Raw genomic sequence first — 20,574 nt, 5'->3', positions numbered from 1 at the left:
TTAAAACGACGCACTGCAAGTGCGGGGTTTTTCTCCCAAATTTGGGACAATAAAACTTGATAATCTTAAAGCTGGGGTGGTAGATAGCAATTTCTATGAGCCTGTATATCAGAAGGAATACAAACGTTTAGCTGATCATTATGGGATTTTACTTTCTCCTTGTCGTATATATCAACCTCAAGAAAAAGGCAAAGTAGAATCAGGCATAAAGTATGTCAAAAATAATTTTTTTGCTGGACGTAAATTTCATAGATATGAAGAATTAATACACGATCTTGCAAACTGGTTAAATAAAGCAAATAACCGAATACATGGTACTACTAAAAAAATTCCTCAGGAACTATTTGAGCAAGAAGAAAGTAATAATTTAATGCCCTTACCATTAGAAACGTTTGATTTATCATCGTGGCATAATCGAAAAGTAGCAAAAGATTGTCATATCACCATAGATAATAATTATTATTCCGTACCAGCAAAATATATATACAGTGAAGTATTGGTACAATTATCACCAAACCTTGTTCAAATATTTTCTATACAAAATGATTTAATAGCAAGGCACGTTAGAGTAGATGGCAAAGGAATATTTACCACTAATCCGTCTCATTATGCCAAATATAAACGTCTATGCCCAGGTTTTATAGAATATAGCGAACATTATCAACAACAAATGCAGCAGATAGGCAATAATTGCAGTTTATTATTAGAGTTATTACAACAAACACGAGTAAATGATTGGCAACGTTGTGCCAGAGGTATTATTTCTTTACGTAAGGTTTACAATGATGAGTTAATAGATAAAGCCTGTCATAGAGCATTACATTACGGTATAAGTTCTTACTCTAAAATTAAGAATATCTTAAATAGTAATGCAGTAAACTTACCATTGCCAGAGTTTGGAGGTCAGAATGCAGAACTTGCTTAATGACCTACGTAGTTTTAGATTATCAGGTATAGTCAATAGCTTAAATGAAAGGATTATTTATGCTCAAAATAATAAACTAGGATTTAAAGAATTTCTCTCACTATTATGTGAAGATGAAAAATCTCACCGTAAGTATAATAATTACCGTCGTCGTAAAAATGCTGCTAAATTACCGGTAACTAAAAATTTAGAAGACTTTGATTTTCAGTTCCAACCAAGTATTGATACCAAAGTAATAAGTGATTTATCTACTTGTGATTATATTAATACTAAGGGCAATGTCATATTCATAGGTAATTCTGGAACTGGCAAAACTCATCTTGCTATTGGATTAGCATTAAAAGCTTTAACACGAGAATACTCTGTATATTTTACTACGGTATCGGATATGCTTTATAATTTACATATTGCAAGAGCAGATAATAGCTATCACAAAAAAGTTAAATTACTCTTATCATTTGACTTATTAATTCTTGATGAGTTAGGTTTTAAGCAATTACCAAAACATTCAGTAGATGATTTTTTTAATATTATTGCTAAACGATATGAAAATAAATCTACCATTATCACCACAAACAAGGATTTTGAAAGATGGAATGAAATATTTGCTGATGAGTTATTAACTCATGCAATTATTGATCGAGTAGTACATCATGCACATATACTAAACATCACAGGTAAAAGTTATCGTATTAATAACTATAAATCTGGAGGTAATATGACATAAAAAATTTTAAATAAAGTGGTCCCTTTTTCACGTAATTTAGTGGTCCCTTTTTATTTGACAATGACATTATGAAGCATATTCATGAACGTGATTTATTGAAAAGGTGGGAAGAAGTAGCTGATCTTTTGCCTAAATTCGCTAAAGTTGATATCGGTATTGATCATATAGAACTAATTTTATGCTACACTTTGACCAGAATTAAACAAGGTGATATAATAGAAGTAGAAAAACTACTTAAATCAAAATTAAATCCTAAAAAAAGAGGAAACGTTATGAAAAGTATAGCTCACCATTGGATGCAACAAGGAAAGGAAGAAGCAAGAGAAGAAGCAAAAGCGGAAGCAGTAAAGCTAGTTAATATTAAAATGCAAGAAGAAAAAATTACTATGGCAAAGAAAATGCTAAAAGAAGGCATACCATTAGATGCTGTTATAAAAATTATAGAATTATCTAAAGCAGATTTAGAAAGATAAAATCACTATATATTTAAGTATTTTGATAAATACTAAGAATCTCAAAATCTTGCCCTCTTAAAAAGAACTTTTCTGGCAACGTAATTTTTGCTACAAAATTTTTTACTGATTTGCTTGATAAATATATTGTAGCTGTGGTATTACTCTGCTCGTCGTTATTTATACATGCTGATAGTAGAGTAATTATTTGTTCTAATTCTTCGTCATTTTTAGGGTAGAGCTGTAAATCAAATTGCTGATTGCCAGTTGCATTTTCAATTGATGAAAAGCTTTTAGCAGTGATTTTAATACCGCCCTCATCTTTAATGATATCGCAATTAACAACTACTAGACTTTTGACGTCAAGTAGATGTACGTAATCTTTTAAAACTTCTTCGCTAAAAATACTTAACTCAAATATATTTTCAGGATCAGAAAGCACTAGGGTAACAAATCTACCTCTTGCTGACATACGAGAATCTTTCTTTTGTATTACACCAGCAATCATTACTCTATTACGGCCATCAGGCAAATTATTATGTAAGTCAGCCGAGCTTAAGATATTTAAGCGATTGAATATTTCTTTGTATTCTGTTAGCGGGTGATTTGAAATAAATAACCCCATAGCCTCAAATTCATAAAAAGTTAAAGTATTCTTATCAGCGTAATCACTTGAGACTAGGATTTCTTTACTTAAGCTGGAAACTTTAATTAAACTAAATTGATTAGATGCCTGCTCTTCATGGTAAGAAACCGAATATGCAAGAAGCTTAGAAATGCTTGAAAATAATTGCAATCTATTATCATGTAATTCATCAAAACAGCCAGCTTTAATTAGATTTTCAAGTAATTTACTGTTGATAGCTTTTGGTGGTAATCTCTCAATAAAATCAACGATCGATTTAAAAGCACCTCTTGCATTTCTTTCATCTGTTACTAGCTTACCAAAATTCGGCGTGACTCCTTTTATAGCTCCAAGTGCGAAGATTATAGAACTATCAATGTCATACCGCGGCTTGACCGCGGTATCTTTTAATTGGTCTCCATGGATACCGCGGTCAAGCCGCGGTATGACAGACTTTACACTAAAATACCCACCTGAAATATTAATATTCGGTGCAATGATTTTTATATTATTATCTTTTGCTTCTTGCAGGAATAAATTAATTTTATCGTGATTATTTAGTTCAAGATTTAAGCACGCAACTACGAATTCTGCTGGATAATTAGCTTTAAGATATGCTGTTTGATATGAGATAACCCCGTAAGCTGCGGCATGTGCCTTGTTAAAACCATAACCAGCAAATTTAGCAACAGTTGCGAAAATCGATTTAGCTTGAGCCTCAGAAATATTATTAGCTATTGCACCTTTAACAAAAATTTCTTCTTGTTGTTCCATCTCAGCTTTAATTTTCTTACCCATGGCTCTACGAAGCAAATCAGCAGCTCCTAGCGTATAACCAGCTAAAACTTGAGCAATTCTTTGGACTTGTTCTTGATATATCACTACTCCATAAGTTTCCTCTAAGATAGGCTTTAACAACTCATGCAAATAATCAGGCTGCTGTAATTTATGCTTACAAGCTATATAGGTTGGAATATTTTCCATAGGTCCAGGGCGATATAACGCACCAAGAGCTATTAAGTCATGTATGGAATCAGGTTTAAGGCGTCTAAGGGCATCTTTCATCCCAACACTTTCAAACTGGAATACGCCGACTCCTTTACCTTTACATAACATTTGATAAGTTTTTTCATCATCAAATGTCATATCGTTAAAATCTATTTCTATATTTTGCTCTTTTAACAATTTCTTACAATCGGTAATAACAGTTAAAGTTTGCAGCCCAAGAAAGTCGAACTTAATTAAACCAGCAAGCTCGCAATATTTCATGGAGTAGCCGACTACCAACATATCGGAGTTAGCATCTTTATAGACAGGTACTATATCAACTAAATCAGTACCAGCTATTATGATTCCTGCTGCATGTGTTGAGGAGTGGCGATGCAGCCCTTCAAGAATTAATGATGTATCAAGTACTAGCTTAATTAATTCTAGCTCACCCTCTAAATTATATAATCCGTTACCTTTAGCAGCATTGGCAAGCTCTGGCACTTCTCGTATTGCCTGTTCAAGCGTAACGGGGTTTATTGCACTAAACGGTACTAATTCAGTTAGATAATCTGCAAATTTATATGGCAGGCTTAGTACTCGTGCAACATCCTTAATTACAGCCTTTGCCTGCATTTTACCGAAAGTTATAATTTGTCCTACTCTATTATTACCATATTTAGAACGTACATAATTAATAACTTCTTCTCGTCTTTCCTGACAAAAATCAATATCAAAGTCAGGCATTGAAATACGATCTGGATTCAAAAATCTTTCAAATAATAGACCAAATTTAATAGGGTCAAGATCAGTAATAAGCAAGCTCCAAGCAACAACTGATCCTGCTCCTGAGCCTCTGCCTGGTCCTACTAAAATACCTTGATTTTTACTCCATTTTATAAAGTCAGATACGATCAAAAAATAACCAGCGAAATTCATACTGCATATAATATTTAGCTCATAGTCAAGACGAGCAAAATACTCAGTTTTAATATTTTCTTGATTTTCTATGGAAATATGTTCAGATTTGAATTTTGTATCAAGTCTTGCAAGTAATCCATCTTTTGCTTCTTTTCTAATTAAATCAGTTTCACTAATATCTTTAGTAGCAAAATTAGGAAGCATTGGAGGATTTGTATGGGCAGCAAAATAACAACGCTGGGTTAAATTTACTGTATTTTCGATAGCACTAGGTAGATCGGCAAAAAGCTCGATCATTTCTTTTGCTGATTTAAAATAACAATTCTCACTAACTGTTTTACGATCAGGATATTCTTTAGTAACACCGGCAGAAATACATAATAATACATCATGTGCATCATGCATGCTTTTTTTGCTGAATAGTACTTTATTGGTAGCAACAAGCGGAATATTTAATTTTGATGCTATTTTAATATAATTATCTTCAATAAGCTGCTCTTCCGGTAGATCGTGTCGCATGATTTCAAAGTAAAAACGATCTCCAAAAATTTCTTGCAAGTTTCGTACAAACATTTCAGCTTGTTCTTCTTTATTAGCAAGCAAGCATTTCCCTATAATACCCTCAGTATAACAACATAATGCTATTAATCCCTCTTGATATTCTTTTAAATCCTCAAAAGTAATATGGTTGCATATTTTACGATCATTTGTAGTAAAGGTGATACTGGATAGTTTAAGCAAATTTTTATAGCCAGTTTCATCTTTAGCTATCAATAATATTTCTGCAAAAACGTTTGCTTCATATTGTATATTTAAAATAACCCCGTGAATAGGCTGCAAACCTTTCTTTATTGCATATAAAGCAAACTCTAGCGATCCAAATAAATTCTCTTTATCTGTTAAGCAAATAGCAGGCATTTTATAAGAAGAGGCAAGCTCTACTATTTTTTCAGTAGTTAATGCACTTGCTAAGAAAGAATAGGAACTTTGAGTTCTTAAATGTATAAATTCAGTTTGCATTTTTAATTAGTGTTAAAGTGTATAAATCGTCATTGCGAGCGAGTGAAATGAGCGTGGCAATCTCATGAAATAATACGGGATAACAACTCCTGAGATTGCCGCGTCGTCTACGACTCCTCGCAATGACGTTGTTGGGGCTAAATCTTACTTCCTACTGTATAATATTTAAAGCCGATGCTCTTCATTTTATCAGCTTTTAAGATATTCCGTAGATCAATTATTATAGGTGTTTTTACCAAACTATAAATTTTCTGCCAATCAAGTGCTTGAAATTCATTCCACTCAGTGGTAATAACTATAGCATCAGCAGAATCACAAGCTTTGATTGCGGAATCTAGATATAACAAATTTTCATTTTGAAAAGTTTTTTGGGAATTTTCAAGACCCATAGGATCGAATGCCTTAACGTATGCACCTTTATCTAATAAATTTTTAATGATCTCAATTGCAGGACTTGCTCTAACATCGTCGGTACCTGCTTTGTAGGTTAAGCCTAAAACTGCTATATTTTTACTTTTCAAATTTTCATCTAATAAAGTAGCTATCTTATCTACCATAAGACTCGGACGTTCTTTATTACTTCTAATCACTGCTTCAAGAATTTTAGAATCTATGTGATTATTCTTAATGATACTATTTAATGCCAAGATATCTTTTGGAAAACATGAGCCTCCAAAGCCAGGTCCAGCATTTAGAAAGGCTGTTCCAATTCTTTTATCAAGCCCCATTCCTTTAGGTAAATTTTTAATATCAGCACCAATTTTCTCGCATAAATTAGCCATCTCATTAACAAAAGCAATTTTAGTAGCCAAAAAACTATTTGAGCCATATTTAATAAGTTCTGATGTAACTAAATCAGTTACTACTAATTCTGCTCCATTATCCGTTAAAGGCAAATAAATCTTTCGTAATATATCCTCTGATTCTTTATTATTTACACCAATCACGATACGATCAGGATATAAAAAATCTTCTACAGCATTCCCTTCACGTAAAAATTCTGGATTTGATGCAACATTAAATGAGAAGCCTTTTGCTTTTAAATAATTAATGATATTATTACAACTATTTGGTGGTACAGTTGATTTGATAACTATTAAACAATCTTTGTTTATATGTAGAGAAACTTTATCTATTGCCTCATAAACATAACTTAAATCGGCTTCGCCTGATTCTTTAGAGGGTGTACCGACTGTTATAAATACTGCTTCGGTATTTTTAAGTTCATCACTATAAAAGCTAGTAAACTTTAACCTTTCATGTTCCAAAGCTTGCGTAAAATATTTATCAAGTTTAGCTTCATAAATTGGTAATATTTTCTTATTTAACTTAGAGATTTTGGCTTCATCATTATCAAGACAAGTAACATTATGACCTAAATAGCTCATCATAACACCGGAAACTAATCCCACATAGCCGCTACCAATAAATGTAATATTCATAATTTTTGATGATTTTTTCTAGATTATACTTTATATTTAACAAATATTACAAGTCTAAAACTTGCGTTATCTTTTAATCGATTTATAAACTCGAATGAATTTTCTCAAAAAAGCTTTTATTAGTATTTTTACAACTTTTGCTGCATTGTTTCTAATTGCATATTTAATTTTTTATAGTGCAAATCATGGACATATGAATAAGCCTTTAAAAAGAGTAATTGAATTTTATTTAAGTAAAAATGATATCAAAGCTGTAATAGATGACTTAAATTTTAAAGAAAATCACTTAATAATTAATAAAATTTCTTTATATCTTATAGATAATGCTGAAGGGGAAATTAATGACCTTGATATTACTTTAAATTTCAAAAATCTATTTTCTAATTCATTAATAGAAGCATATTTTAATGTAGCTCAATTTTCGGTAATATCAAATAATAAGGAAGAAATTATAAATACTCAAATAAATGGTGATTACTCCTTAAATATATTCCAAAGAAATATTTTAACTAATATAAACCTAACTTCAATAAAAAGTGATATTTTAACAGATGAAAAAGGGGCAGGGCTGCCGCTTGGAAAAGCTGTATGTGTTTATAAAACTAGCAATACAAAAAATAACCCTAAAATAGCTGATTGTAAGCTGAATTTTGGGAACAAAGCTTCTTTATCTTTAAACAGTAAAATAACTGATAAAAACATAGATGCAAATGCCAATATAGTAAATATTCCTCTGATAATTTACCAAACAGTAGAAAAAATTATTCCTAACAATCCTGTGATATCGTATTTGCGGGAGCATATAAAACAAGGTCACATTCAAAACGGCGAATTGAGCATTAAACTAGATAGAAAATTTTTAAAAGAAAATATTTTAGAAGACGATAATTTAAAAGTAAATTTGCATATATCAAATTTTGAATATAAATATCATAAGGATTTACCTGCTTTAACTAAAGTTGATACTAATGTAGTTATTTCAGGGGCAGAGGTAAAATTTTTGATTAACGAGGCTTATAGTGGTAATAGCGTTCTATCTAATGGTATTATGACTTTTAAATGGGAAGGACCTCTTAAGTCACAATTTGTTTTTAATGCTACTGCTAAAGGTGAAATTAGTGATTTAGTTGATTTTATCCCAAATGACGCATATCAAAATATTAAAAATGAAGATATTGATTTGAAAGGAATTAAAGGAAATGCCAATTCAATAATAGAGATAATAATTCCTATCAATTCTGAAATCGATAATAGCTATAATGTTACCTCAACATTAACTGATATAAATTTTAATACTTTAAGTAATAATATATTATTACAACATGGTGAGGCAAAAGGTGTTTTTAAAGACAATCAATTAAATATTACTGGTAAGGGTAAAATCAATAATTATGTAAGTAATTTTACTTACGACCACGATATGGTAGATGAAAATAATAATTGCCTGCTTAAAATAAAAAGTAATATTACAGCAAATAATAAAAGTTTTGGCATATTAAAATTAATGTCAGGTAGTGCTGTTTTAGATTTTGAATATAAGAAACAAAATAACAATGCAACTATTGATCTTAATTCTAACCTTGATAATTTAGAGTTTTATATAGATAAAGTAGCTATCCACAAACAGTTGCGTAAAAAAGCTAATTTAAATATCCATACTAAATTAAGTGATAAGGGTTCAGATAAGAATATCGAATTTAATCTATCAGGGGATGATAGTTTAAAAATTAGTGGTAATATCTTAGCTAAGAAAGATACTTATAATATATCTTTGCTCTCCATCAATCATAAAAATACAAGATTAAGCGGAAAAATAACTATAGATAGTCATAATCTAAATACTGAAATTTATGGAAGCGTATTAGATCTTTCAAACTCTAATATGATGGAGTTTTTACAAAAAGATGGTGATTCCACACGTAATGTAATATTAAAAACTAACATATATAAAATTTTATTAAAGGATAATGTAATTTTAGATAACTTTGATTTAGCAATTAAATGTGATAAAGTACGCTGCTTCTCTGGTTTTCTAAATAGCAATATTTCTAATAATGGAAAAGTGAGGATGTCTCTTACTGCACAAGAAAGCTATGAACAATGGTTAATTGAGTCAGATAATGCCGGTGCATTACTTAAAGGGCTCGGGATGTATAGTTCTATGCAAGACGGTTATGCTAAAATTAACCTGAATACTAGAAGATATAAAGTTAAAAAAGGCGATATAATACCAATATTAGATGGTAAATTCTATATAACACGTTTTGCCTTAACCGATACTCCTTTTTTAACAAGATTAGTTTCTTTTGTTTCAATACCTGGTCTTCTTAGCTCGATAACCAATAATAAGAATATTTCATTTGAAGATATGAACGGTAATTTTAGTTATCAAGGAAACGTAATTACATTATCCGGTGCAGAAGCACACGGACCATTTTTTGACTTTACTATGAAAGGTAATATTGATACCAACCAAAAATTAATTCAAATTAAAGGTAACGTTATCCCATCATTTTTCTTCATTAGTAGTATTGTAACTAAAATACCGGTAGTAGGTAAGATATTTTCTAAGGTCGCACCTTATTCTTTAAAAATACAATATAAATAATATGTTTTTGATAAAGAAAATAAGTACAGATAAAATATATTTACTTGGGATTCTGCTCTTAGGTCTAATTTCCGGTTTCACGTTTAATTTAATTTTTTTTACCGTTCCGTACCAATTATCCGAAGCAAGATATACAACCGATATAATAGGTTTAATATCGCTTGCTGCTTTTCCTTATTGTTTAAAGGTTGTATGGTCTCCCTTTATTGATAAATATTCTATTCCTTTTTTATGTTCTAAATTTGGAGCAAGGCGTGGCTGGGCAATAGCATCACAGCTATGCCTAATTTTAGCGATGACCGGATTTTTAAGCTTTAGCCCTTGTGATAATATATATATTACAGCCACTATATTATTTATTATCTCTTTTTGTGCAGCTACTCAGGATATTGTACTTGACGCATACCGCATTGAAAGACCTACTTCAAAAAAAGAACTTTCTTTAGCATTTACCTTCGGTAGCATTGGATTCCGACTTGGTATGTTACTCGGTAGCGTCGGTGCTTTATATATATCGGTTATTTTTGATTGGAGTACTGTTTATAAATTGGCTATTTGTATTACTCTTCTTGGACCTATGATTGTTTTATGCATTAAAGAACCAAAGCCGAAACAACAATCTCATAGAACGAAAGATTTAATAAATCTGAAACAATATTTTGAAGTTATTAAAAGCAGTATTATATCCTTGAAGAACGAACAACGGCATTTATTGTTAATCATGCTGTTTGTTTTTTTATATAAAGCCGCTGATTCTATACCTATGGCTATGAGTTCACCTTTGTTATTAGATTTAACTTTTACTACTCATGAAATAGCTTTTATTTACAAGGCTTACGGATTGCTTATCATGATAGTAGGAGGAGCATTAGGCGGAATTTTATCAACAAAAATCGGTATATTACGCAGCGTTTTAATAGGCGGCATTATTCAATTACTTTCACCTCTTATGTTCATGATCCTTGCTATTGTCGGATATAACGTAAAGATATTTATAATAACTATTACTACGCAAAATTTTTGCATTGGTTTTGCTGGAACTATTATCTCTATATATTTTGCAAATCTCTGTAATAGTGAATTTATTGCTACCCAATATTCTATTATAGCATCTTTTAGCTCGGTTAGTCGTATTGTTTTAGCTGCTCTTGGTGGCATTTGTGCAAAATATCTTCCTTGGTCTTTATTCTTTTTTTGTAATACGTTATTTAGTATGTTATTTATACTGGTCTTCTTTAAAGTGTATGGTAAGAAAATGTAGAGTATCGCCAATAGCAAATTACTTAGGTAATTCGCTATTTGCGTAGAGTAAGGATAAATTTATCCCTATTCCTAATAATTAAATGTTTTCTACTTCCTGACCTAACATATTCACATTTGATTCTTGTGAGTTGTTTACAGTATAATCTATATCAAAAAAACTAATTTTATTAAATATAGCGTGCTTTATTTCGGGCGGTAAAATATATAAATCACCATATCCTTCTTTCCCTATTCCTGCTATTTTTAAAAAATTTTCATTTTTATACTCATTTATTTTTTTTAAATTCGGTATTTCTTTATTGTTATAATTCCAAAACTCTTCAAGCGTACTTTGATCATATTTTTCGTATAATTTTAAATATTTATTTAACTCTACAGCATTTTTATCTTCACTAAATAATTTTAATTGTTCCCATAAACTTTCTAATTTTGCTTTATTGTTTTTGGTTATTATATTAATTTCCTTTTCTAAATCATTATCAATAGAATTTCTAAATTTAAAATTAGTTATGAATTGGTTTTGTTTAATAGCTTCTAACAAATCTTTTTTCATTTCTGGAGTCCTTGGAAACCAATGCACGCTAGTTGTACTATATAAGGTACCAGTAATATCATAAACTGCCCCTTTTTTTAAAACCGCTATCAATGCTTTTACACCTTCAGAGTCTAAATGACTAACATCAAGACTATGTATATTGTTTTCTTCAGAGTTTGCTATTATTTCTAAAACTTTATTTATAATTTTTTGATTTACTCCCTCACCCCATCCTCCTACTAACACTTGGTTTAAGCTTTTATTTAAAGTAAATAATTCTTCTAATTTTTTTTCTAATGTTTGATTATCATTTACTTTCTCATCTAAATTAAAAGGAATGTTACCTAAATCCAAAATTTTTGCAGTAGTATTTTTTGAAATATCTTCTAATAATGAGCCTAATTCATTAAGAGTTTTATATTTGTTGGATATATCTATTTCAATTTTATTGTTTGACATATTATTCCCCTATTGTAATTTTGAAATAATATTATATTGATAATTTATTAATAAATTTACTTTTTAAAGTTAAAAAATTAATTATATTTACTAATTTAGGGCAAGTTTAGTACGCTAGGGTGTGTTAAGAAAAATAGCAATTCTTGAAAAAGAAAAAAAGAAGTATATTATATAGTTATGAAATTATATTCTTTTCAAGAACATTTATCAGAGCTTAAAGTAAGATTATCTAGAATATTTATTATTTTTATAGTTGCATTTGCTATTTGTTATTATTTTAGTGATAATATTTATAGTTTCTTATTAGAACCGCTTGCTAAACTAAGTAAGGATAATTTACGAAATATAATCTATACTGGACTTACTGAGGCATTTTTTACTTATATTAAGCTTGCAGCTTTTGCAGCTTTCGCTATTATTATACCAGTAATTGCTTTAGAATGTTACTTATTCGTTAGTCCGGGATTATATCGCCATGAAAAAAAAATTATTGCGTTTATTCTTTTTATATCGCCTATTTTATTCTGGTGTGGTAGTATTTTCGTTTTTTATTTCGTAATGCCAAAAGCTTGGAATTTTTTCCTTAGTTTTGAAAAGCGTGATTTAATAGTACCGATAGTTTTAGAAGCTAGGATTAGTGAATATTTAAATCTAGTTATTCATCTAATTATAGCTTTTGGTGTTGCCTTTCAACTTCCAGTTGTTTTAATAATATTAAATATATTAAAAATAATTACAATAGAAACACTTAAGCAAAAAAGACGTTTTGCGATAGTTATTAACTTTATTATTGCAGGAATATTAACTCCTCCAGATATATTAAGCCAGTTTGCTCTTGCAATACCGCTGCTTTTATTATATGAAATTTCAATAATAATATGTAATTATATAGAAAAAACCGAGGTCATAAATGCTAAATATTAAATGGATTAGAGAAAATCAAGAATTATTCGATGATAAGCTTAGGCAGAGATTTATTGAACCTATGGCAAAAAGAATCGAAGAGCTTGATGGAAAAAAAAGAAAAATCACTAATCTAATTCAAGAATTTCAGCACGCACGTAAAGTAAAGTCAAAAATTTTAGGTAACATAAATCCTAAAAGCGGCGAGGAATTTGAAGGATTACAAAGAGATGTCAAGGACATCAATGAAAAGCTAGAAGAACTCGAACAAGATTTAAATAATAATAATGAGCTAAATGAGCTATTAAATACTCTTCCTAATATTCCTGATGAAGAAGTGCCATATGGTATTGATGAAAGTATGAATAAATTAATTCGTACTCATGGAGAAGTAGATCTTAATGCTCAAAATAAAAAACAACATTTTGAGCTTGGTGTAAAGCTAGATCTAATGGATTTTGAGCAAACGGCAAAAATTTCAGGTGCTAGATTCGTAACATTAAAAGGTGATTTAGCAAAATTAGAGCGTGCTTTAGCCAATTTCATGCTTGATATTCATACTGGAGAGTTTGATTTCCTTGAAGTGTCGCCTCCAGTGCTAGTTCGAGATAATGCTATGTATAATGCGGGTCAGTTACCTAAATTTGCCGATGAATCTTTTGCAACCACAAACGGCTATAGGTTAATTCCAACTGCAGAAGTATCGTTAGTAAATATGGTTGCCGATACTATTATTCCTCGTGAAAAATTACCTATGAGACTTGTTGCTTATACACCATGTTTTAGGTCAGAAGCAGGTAGCAGTGGTAGAGATACTAGAGGGATGATTAGATTGCATCAATTTAGTAAAGTAGAGCTTGTATCTATTACAACACCTGAAGAGTCAAAAAACGAGCATGAATACATGACTAACGCTTCAGAAACTATCCTACAGAAACTAGGATTACCTTATCGCACTATGCTACTTTGTACAGGCGATATGGGATTTGCATCACAAAAAACTTATGATATAGAAGTTTGGCTTCCTGGACAAAAGCAGTATCGTGAAATTGCTAGCTGTTCTAATTGTGGTGATTTTCAAGCACGTAGAATGAAAGCACGATATAAGGAATTTGGTAGTCATGATACTACTTTAGTTCATACCTTAAACGCTTCTGGATTACCAATTGGTAGAACTATGGTTGCAATTTTAGAAAATTATCAAAATGAAGACGGTTCAATAACCGTACCGGATGTTCTGGTAAATTACATGGGAGGGTTACAAAAAATCACTGCATATTAAAGAATAATCATTTATTAAACGTAAATAATTAGGTAAAGTTTTGTAATAATGTTTATTACATGATAAAGTTTTGCAGTAAGTGTTTGCGATTATAGCTTGGTGTTATACTGTGACTGGATCGTTACATGGCTCGTTTTTCCCGTCATAAGCTACGCGACTAAAAGGAGCGTGGCGATCTCATGAAACAGCATATGATTTCTGAGATTGCTTCGTCGGAACTTTCAGTTTCTTCTCGCAATGATGGCTCTCAACCCATGCAACAAAGCCTTCAAGGGATGACAACAAATTAATTTAAATTAAGGTTATTTGTGTTTAGTGGTTTACGAAAGTTTGATAAGGATATATATAATTATAATGCTCCGAATTTTATACCTATAGCATGTCACTATAATGAGCATACTTTGCTTACCAAGGATGGTAAGTTACTACAAATTATTAAAGTCTATGGTATCAGTTCGGAAAAAATTAGTGATAAAATACAAAATTTACGTGAAATAATTAGAGCTTCTGTAAAAAAGCATACAAATAGTTATGATTTTGCTTTTTGGATGCATACAATAAGAGAAAGACAAAATTTAGACGATCCTACTCCGTATAAAAAATTATTACCTGCTAACATCCATGCATTATGGCAGAGAAAAAATCACTGGAATGATAAATTTGTTAATACTTTATATATTTCCATAGTACATGATTCTGCCAAGATTAAAATTAAAAATTTTGGCTCCTTGATAAATTCTTTATCAACTAAATTAATTGTAGACTTTGAAAATAAATATTTAGAATCTGCTGTTCAGAAGCTAGAAAGTCTTGCTAATAATATTTTGAATGACTTAAATGAATTTGATGCAGAAAAGCTTGGTATAACATTTGAAAATGAAAACACATTTTCTGCACCTTTATTTTTATATAACCGAATAGCTAATATTAACGATAGTGATTGTTTAGTACCTATAATAGATTTATCAAGTGCAATAGGTAGAAGTACTTATACGATTAGCGGCGATAAAATGATAGTCACGAATCAGGAGCAAAATAAAAAATTTATTTCCTTGTTATCTATCAAAGAATATCAAGAATCTCCTTCTGAAGCTCTTGACAAGTTCTTACAGCTGCCGCTTGAATTAATAATAACCGAGATATTTTACTTTGTTGATAAAAAAGTAGTGACTGCTGCTTTAAAGGGGCAGGATTATATTTTAAAAATTACTAATGATAATAACTTAATTGAGCATAAAGGGATTAATAAACTTAATGATAATAAATCTTCTTTTGAGTTTTGTAATCAACAGATTTCAATTGCTGTTATAGAAGAAGATGAAGATAAACTTACTGCTTCTGTTGCAAAAGCTGCAAGAGAGCTTTTTAAACTTGGTATTGTTCATGTAAAAGAAGACCTTAATATAGAACAAACATTTTGGGCACAATTACCGGCTAATTTTGCTTTCATACGAAGAATGTCGCCTTTATTGTCAGATCATATAGCATCTCTGGCTGCTCTGCACAACTCACCTTTAGGTAGCCAATATACTTCTTGGGGACGAGCATTAACACTACTTAGAACAGAAAGAGGTACTCCTTATTTCATGAATTTTCATGATAAAACTGGTAGGGGTAATACTTGTATTTTTGGTACAGAAAAAACTGGTAAAACAGTATTATTAAATTTTCTGGTGTCGGAATCAACTAAGTATGATCCAACAATAATTTATATCTCTAATAGCAATGATTCTAAGATTTTTATCGAAGCATTAGAGGGTACATGGTTAGAGGTTGATAAACAAATTATCAATCCATTTTTAGTAGATGATACAGAAAAATCGCAAGCTTTCATTTTAGAATTTTTAAAAATGTTAAGTGGTCATTATATTTCACCGCTTAATGAAGTAGAGCTAACTTTTTTAGAAAAACTCAGAGGTAAAATTTTGTCAATTGATAAGGAAAAGCGAATTTTTTCTGACATCTTAAAATGGGAAGATTTTAAAGAAGAGGGTGGCAGTACAATATTAGATAAATTAAAAGGTTTTACAGAGGGACAATTATATAGCGGTTTATTTGACAAATCAGTTTTTAATATTAATGAAAGCAATATTGTCGGTCTTAATTTATATAAGCTTTCAGATGAACCTTTTGCTAAGCAATTTTATCCAAGTGAAAGAAAATATTTAGAACAATTTAATAATAACTTAAAAAAACATCAAAGTGTTTGTGCTAGTGTAGTTTATGCACTTACTTACCATTTAAGCTTAGTAGGTCCTAAACCTAAAATATTTGCTGCAGATAGTTTTGATAAACTCTATAAACCTGAAATTTATAGTGATAATATAAGCTTAATTTTTAATAATTTATCTGAAAATAATGGTGTCTTTATAGGTAATTTTAATTTTATTTACCTTAAGGCATATCCGAAATATACTTTAAAAGCATGGCTTGAAATAATTAATACTAAAATTATTTTACCGTCTGATGTAAAAATCGAAGATCTAGATGAGATTTTAGGTTTAACAGACTCAGAAATACGTAAGTTATCGCAATTAATACTTACTAGTAGAATGTTTTTAATTAATAAAGATAATGAATCTATAGCTTTAGAATTAAGTATAGCAGCATTAGTCGGGGTCGTGCGTATTTTATCGAGTAAAAAGGAAGAAATGGCTATCTATAAAGAAGTGCTAGAAAAATACCAAGGACCACCAGATAATTGGATTAATTATCTATACGATGCATTAAACGTAGACTAGTCTACTCGATGAACTTCAAAAATTGGCTACGTCGTTCTATAAGTACTCCGGTACTCACGTATTAAGTATACGTTCCGTTCCTCGTCTTATGAACTTCTTGCTCTTTTTGAAGTTGATCTTCGTATACCAACTTTTCTAATAAGAATTCTTACTAGAAGTATATACGACTATTTAACAACTATTTTATAACAATTACCCAAAGTGTTGAAAAAATATTTATTATTTTTTTTATTTCTATTTTGCTCAATTAATACACATGCCAGTATTTGGGGTGATATAGGTGGTTGTATTACTGATCCTTGTAATTGTGGACAAAGTGAAAGAACAGAAACTTGGAATAAAGGTCCAAATGAAATAACAAAGACATTTAAAACAGGTGCAAATTGTCCTCCTTGGAATAAAAGTGATGGTCGTGGTACTGATAATTGTTTATTACAATTTGATTATCCTGGTAGATTTGTACCTTTTGTATTAAATAGATGTGCTCAAGCGTCACCAGACAGTACCTATTTTACTCCTAAAATAACTATTAGAATTCAAAGTTGTAATGCTGCTGCTTGTTGGTCTCAGAACGCTAATTTAAATTGGGATGGACAATGCGTATTATGGCCAACCGGTTATGGCTTACCGCTAACTAGAGTTTGTGCCAGAATTGCAGTGCCTGCAATGGCACCTCCTCCTGGAATAAATTCTGATCCTTCCCCTGCTGATCCTGGATATACTGCAGGATTTCATCTTAATAAAGTTGGTTTTACCGATAGTGACGATACTATAGTTGGGGTAGACGGACAAATACTTACTATTTCTTCCCCTAAGCTTTGTGCATATAGTGATCCAGGTCTTGTAAATCTTGTTTCAGATTCAGGAGCACATACTGACCTTGTGGACTGGAATCCTAATAGTCAACCCCTACATAAAACTACTAAGTTGAGTCCAATTGCCCAAGTATTAAAATTTTTAGTTACTACACTCGGTGGGGCAAATATACCGAGTTTACTTTCTAAACTTCTTGGTATGATAAGTCAAGATTCAGAAATAATAAAAGTACTACAAACTGTACTTAACGCTATAGGTGACCTATTTAATTTCTTCCCTAATAAGGTAATAATACCAATCATTGAAACTTTTGGGTCTTTAAACGGTTCTGTAGATGATTTTTCTTTCGGTTGTGTACAATTACCTTTAGGTCCTTACCCGCCGCCATTTTGTAAAAGTTTAAACGAGCTTAGCGTTCCTGCGGTCGTTAATAATGTATGTAGTGTTAAAAACCCTGATGGAACTTTTAATCAATCTTCCGTTGTCTTGCCTTGCGTAGTGTCAAATGTTAGAAATAATATTATTAATAATACAGTACGTGTTAGTTTTAATAATCTTATACCGATTTGTACCGGTACCAATCCTGATCTTAATACTTGTGTAGAAATAAAAGGGGTATTTACTTCAGCAAGTAGTGCTCACGTAGCCACTGCTTATACAGATTTTATTAAACCTTGTAGTAGTTCTTCAAATGGTGCTCCTTGCATTAATACAAATATAAAATTACCTTGCGATGTCACTGCTAATGGTTGTAATCAAGGTTTTAGAATAGTATATTCGCAGGTTATGGGTAGCCTTGAAACTCCTAGTGATTATTTTATAAGCGATATACCTGATTGTGGTACTGCAGAAGCAAATAACTCAACTTCTTGTCAAAAAATATGGGGAGCTAATATAGGTCAGTTTGTTGATGTAAGCGTACAATTTCCTTTAGAGCAAAAGCAAGATAAAGATAGTTTAATGCCAATACAGCAAAGCTTTACTTTAAATGATAGTAACAATAAACCTCGAAGCCTTTATGCTTCTATTAGTAATACTAAAACAGATACACAAGATCCAGCAGATATCTGTGTATTTGAATCGAGTAGTTTAGCAGGATGTGTGCCTAGAGTAAGTGATTCATATAGTTTAGCTACTTATGAATGTGAAAAACAATATTCGGGAATTATCTGCCCAAGCAATAGCTATTATACTCCACAATTTGTTGCTTCTATGCAAGTAATAGATGATAAGAGTAATATTATAGATCAAACTAGCACACTTGTAACCCCATTATCATATGCAGCACCTGACCCTAATAACCCTAATGCTACAGAAAGTATAGTAACGCTTGCTGGTTATAATTATAGTTCCTCTGTTGCATTTATCCCTAAAGATCCGCTAAAATATCCGGATGATAAATATATTGCTATGCCATTTTCAGGTCCTAATGCATTAAACCAAATAACAATTCACGGCGTATATAAAGATAATATACCGCCTTATGACAATAATGGTAATCCGAACCCAAATGCAGTCTATTTAAAATATTTGGAATATATAAATGGTAAATATGTACAAGGTGGAACGCATACCTGCTTAATGCCTAAGAATTTCCAGCATTGTAGTCCTGTACCACCACCACCATCAACAACACCTGGTAATCCTAATAATAATCAACAAATAAATTGTGTGCTTGCTAAATTAGATCAGTCAAATACTGTAGATTGTAGCGTATTTAAAAGTGAAGTTGCCAATTATGCAAATCTTAGTTTATGTGCAAGTACAAGCGGTTGTTCTCAAGTAAAAACTTTATCAGGTGCAGGAAAAGGTATTACCATTTATAGTTGTGCTAATAATACTAATTGTTATACTAATAATGATAATCCTAATACTCCTGTGTGCGTCTTAACTACAGACTATTTAAATAGGTTAGAACCTAAATCTAATTTAGGCTCTATATTAGATGCTACTCAATATTATAAAGTTACATTTTATCCTAGTGATGATCCTGCAAAACCTAATCAACCAACATATGATGTTAAGGTTTCAGATGTAAGAGATAAAACTTGGCGAGAGTTAAATCTATGTTCGCCTATTTTAGCTCCTGTTTGTTCCGCAATTACGTCTCCTCAAGCTGCTGATGGTAATGCGTTATGGGATGAAACAGATATAGGAGAGTTAAGAGTTGGTAGATGTCCACCTAATTGGGTAGAAATAGATCCATCTTTAGATCCATATCCAAATCTGGAACCAAAAGGAACAAGCCTTAAGCGTTATTGTTTATCAAATTTTGATAAAAAAACTATTGAATTTGAGCCTTTAGGACAAAATATTGGCTGTAGAGAATCAAAAGGTTTACCAGTAGTAATCGGTGATAATAATTTTCCGCCTTCAACAATAAGACCTACTACCCCTTATGATCCTAATACTAAGACGGGTGATTTTTACTTAAATGTACCGCCTATACAAAGTTCATGGAATCCGAATGATATGGCTTTCAATCCGAATGATGGGTCAAAAATAGATGCAACTAATGAGCCAGATCAGACTAAATTATTTACTATAACTTTTAAAGTAACTTTAGATGCAATTATGTCAGATATTGACTATTTTAGAATAGAAAACTTATGGTATGATGATTGCACGCTTGTATATGTTAATGATACAAAAGTTCTTAGTGCACCTATATCATCTGTTGATTCCTTAGATAATAAAAACCAATGTAACAATGGTAATGATCAGGGTAAAGCACTACAGGCTAGTAATTTACCTATTGATATCAAGTCTTATTTAAAACAAGGAGAAAATACTATAAAATTCCAGTTAAGAGTTATGGGTGGTGGTGGATTATATTTCCATATGCAATATAGAATGTTGAGATAAGTT

At 31.0% G+C, this 20,574-nt stretch carries 12 protein-coding genes; 9 read left to right on the top strand and 3 right to left on the bottom strand.

The genetic code is table 11. The features are described 5' to 3' along the window. Nucleotides 1-19: 19 nt before the first annotated feature. From AAGD54_RS00915 to AAGD54_RS00905, 3 genes are all read left to right on the top strand, one after another. A complete protein-coding gene (locus AAGD54_RS00915) occupies nucleotides 20-925 on the top strand; it encodes a Mu transposase domain-containing protein (RefSeq protein ID WP_341794772.1) in 906 nt (301 codons plus the stop codon). Further along, nucleotides 909-1,652 carry an IS21-like element helper ATPase IstB gene (gene istB, locus AAGD54_RS00910; protein WP_341794375.1) on the top strand — a complete coding sequence of 248 codons (744 nt, stop codon included), beginning with the start codon at nucleotides 909-911 and terminating at the stop codon, nucleotides 1,650-1,652. Before AAGD54_RS00915 ends, istB begins: the two co-directional genes overlap by 17 nt. A 68-nt stretch (nucleotides 1,653-1,720) precedes the next feature. Then, entirely contained in the window at nucleotides 1,721-2,125 is a 405-nt protein-coding gene (locus AAGD54_RS00905) for a transposase (RefSeq protein ID WP_341794771.1), read from the top strand. A gap of 13 nt (nucleotides 2,126-2,138) precedes the next feature. Here the strand turns inward: AAGD54_RS00905 and dnaE are convergent, their stop codons facing one another. Together dnaE and AAGD54_RS00895 are read right to left on the bottom strand one after the other, a co-directional pair. Beyond that, nucleotides 2,139-5,657: a DNA polymerase III subunit alpha gene (gene dnaE, locus AAGD54_RS00900; RefSeq protein ID WP_341794770.1), complete on the bottom strand. Its 3,519-nt coding sequence runs from the start codon at nucleotides 5,655-5,657 to the stop codon at nucleotides 2,139-2,141. Between the two features lie 137 nt (nucleotides 5,658-5,794). After that, nucleotides 5,795-7,099 carry a UDP-glucose/GDP-mannose dehydrogenase family protein gene (locus AAGD54_RS00895; RefSeq protein WP_341794769.1) on the bottom strand — a complete coding sequence of 435 codons (1,305 nt, stop codon included), beginning with the start codon at nucleotides 7,097-7,099 and terminating at the stop codon, nucleotides 5,795-5,797. Nucleotides 7,100-7,193: 94 nt separating this feature from the next. Between AAGD54_RS00895 and AAGD54_RS00890 the strand changes: the two genes are divergently transcribed. Continuing rightward, nucleotides 7,194-9,707, top strand: a complete 2,514-nt coding sequence (locus tag AAGD54_RS00890) for an AsmA-like C-terminal region-containing protein (protein WP_341794768.1) — start codon at nucleotides 7,194-7,196, stop codon at nucleotides 9,705-9,707. A gap of 1 nt (nucleotide 9,708) precedes the next feature. After that, nucleotides 9,709-10,968 carry an AmpG family muropeptide MFS transporter gene (locus AAGD54_RS00885; protein ID WP_341788652.1) on the top strand — a complete coding sequence of 420 codons (1,260 nt, stop codon included), beginning with the start codon at nucleotides 9,709-9,711 and terminating at the stop codon, nucleotides 10,966-10,968. Between the two features lie 78 nt (nucleotides 10,969-11,046). Here AAGD54_RS00885 and AAGD54_RS00880 read toward each other — a convergent pair whose 3' ends face one another. After that, nucleotides 11,047-11,964: a hypothetical protein gene (locus AAGD54_RS00880; protein ID WP_341794767.1), complete on the bottom strand. Its 918-nt coding sequence runs from the start codon at nucleotides 11,962-11,964 to the stop codon at nucleotides 11,047-11,049. Between the two features lie 177 nt (nucleotides 11,965-12,141). On the opposite strand from AAGD54_RS00880, the gene tatC reads away from it, so the two are divergent. The 4 genes from tatC (at nucleotide 12,142) to AAGD54_RS00860 (ending at nucleotide 20,571) form a co-directional block, all read left to right on the top strand. Continuing rightward, nucleotides 12,142-12,888: a twin-arginine translocase subunit TatC gene (gene tatC / locus AAGD54_RS00875; protein WP_341794766.1), complete on the top strand. Its 747-nt coding sequence runs from the start codon at nucleotides 12,142-12,144 to the stop codon at nucleotides 12,886-12,888. Then, complete coding sequence (serS, locus tag AAGD54_RS00870) at nucleotides 12,875-14,149, top strand: serine--tRNA ligase (RefSeq protein ID WP_341794765.1); 1,275 nt, start codon at nucleotides 12,875-12,877, stop codon at nucleotides 14,147-14,149. The genes tatC and serS overlap by 14 nt, the downstream gene beginning before the upstream one ends. Nucleotides 14,150-14,457: 308 nt before the next feature. After that, nucleotides 14,458-16,890 carry a VirB4 family type IV secretion/conjugal transfer ATPase gene (locus AAGD54_RS00865; protein ID WP_341794764.1) on the top strand — a complete coding sequence of 811 codons (2,433 nt, stop codon included), beginning with the start codon at nucleotides 14,458-14,460 and terminating at the stop codon, nucleotides 16,888-16,890. Between the two features lie 201 nt (nucleotides 16,891-17,091). Next, nucleotides 17,092-20,571 (top strand): hypothetical protein, encoded by a 3,480-nt coding sequence (locus AAGD54_RS00860; RefSeq protein ID WP_341794763.1) that lies wholly within the window; start codon nucleotides 17,092-17,094, stop codon nucleotides 20,569-20,571. Nucleotides 20,572-20,574 lie beyond the last annotated feature (3 nt).

Origin of the sequence: Rickettsia endosymbiont of Rhinocyllus conicus, assembly GCF_964026465.1 — a bacterium.
Lineage (GTDB): Bacteria > Pseudomonadota > Alphaproteobacteria > Rickettsiales > Rickettsiaceae > Rickettsia.
This window is presented reverse-complemented; position numbering and strand designations above follow the sequence as displayed.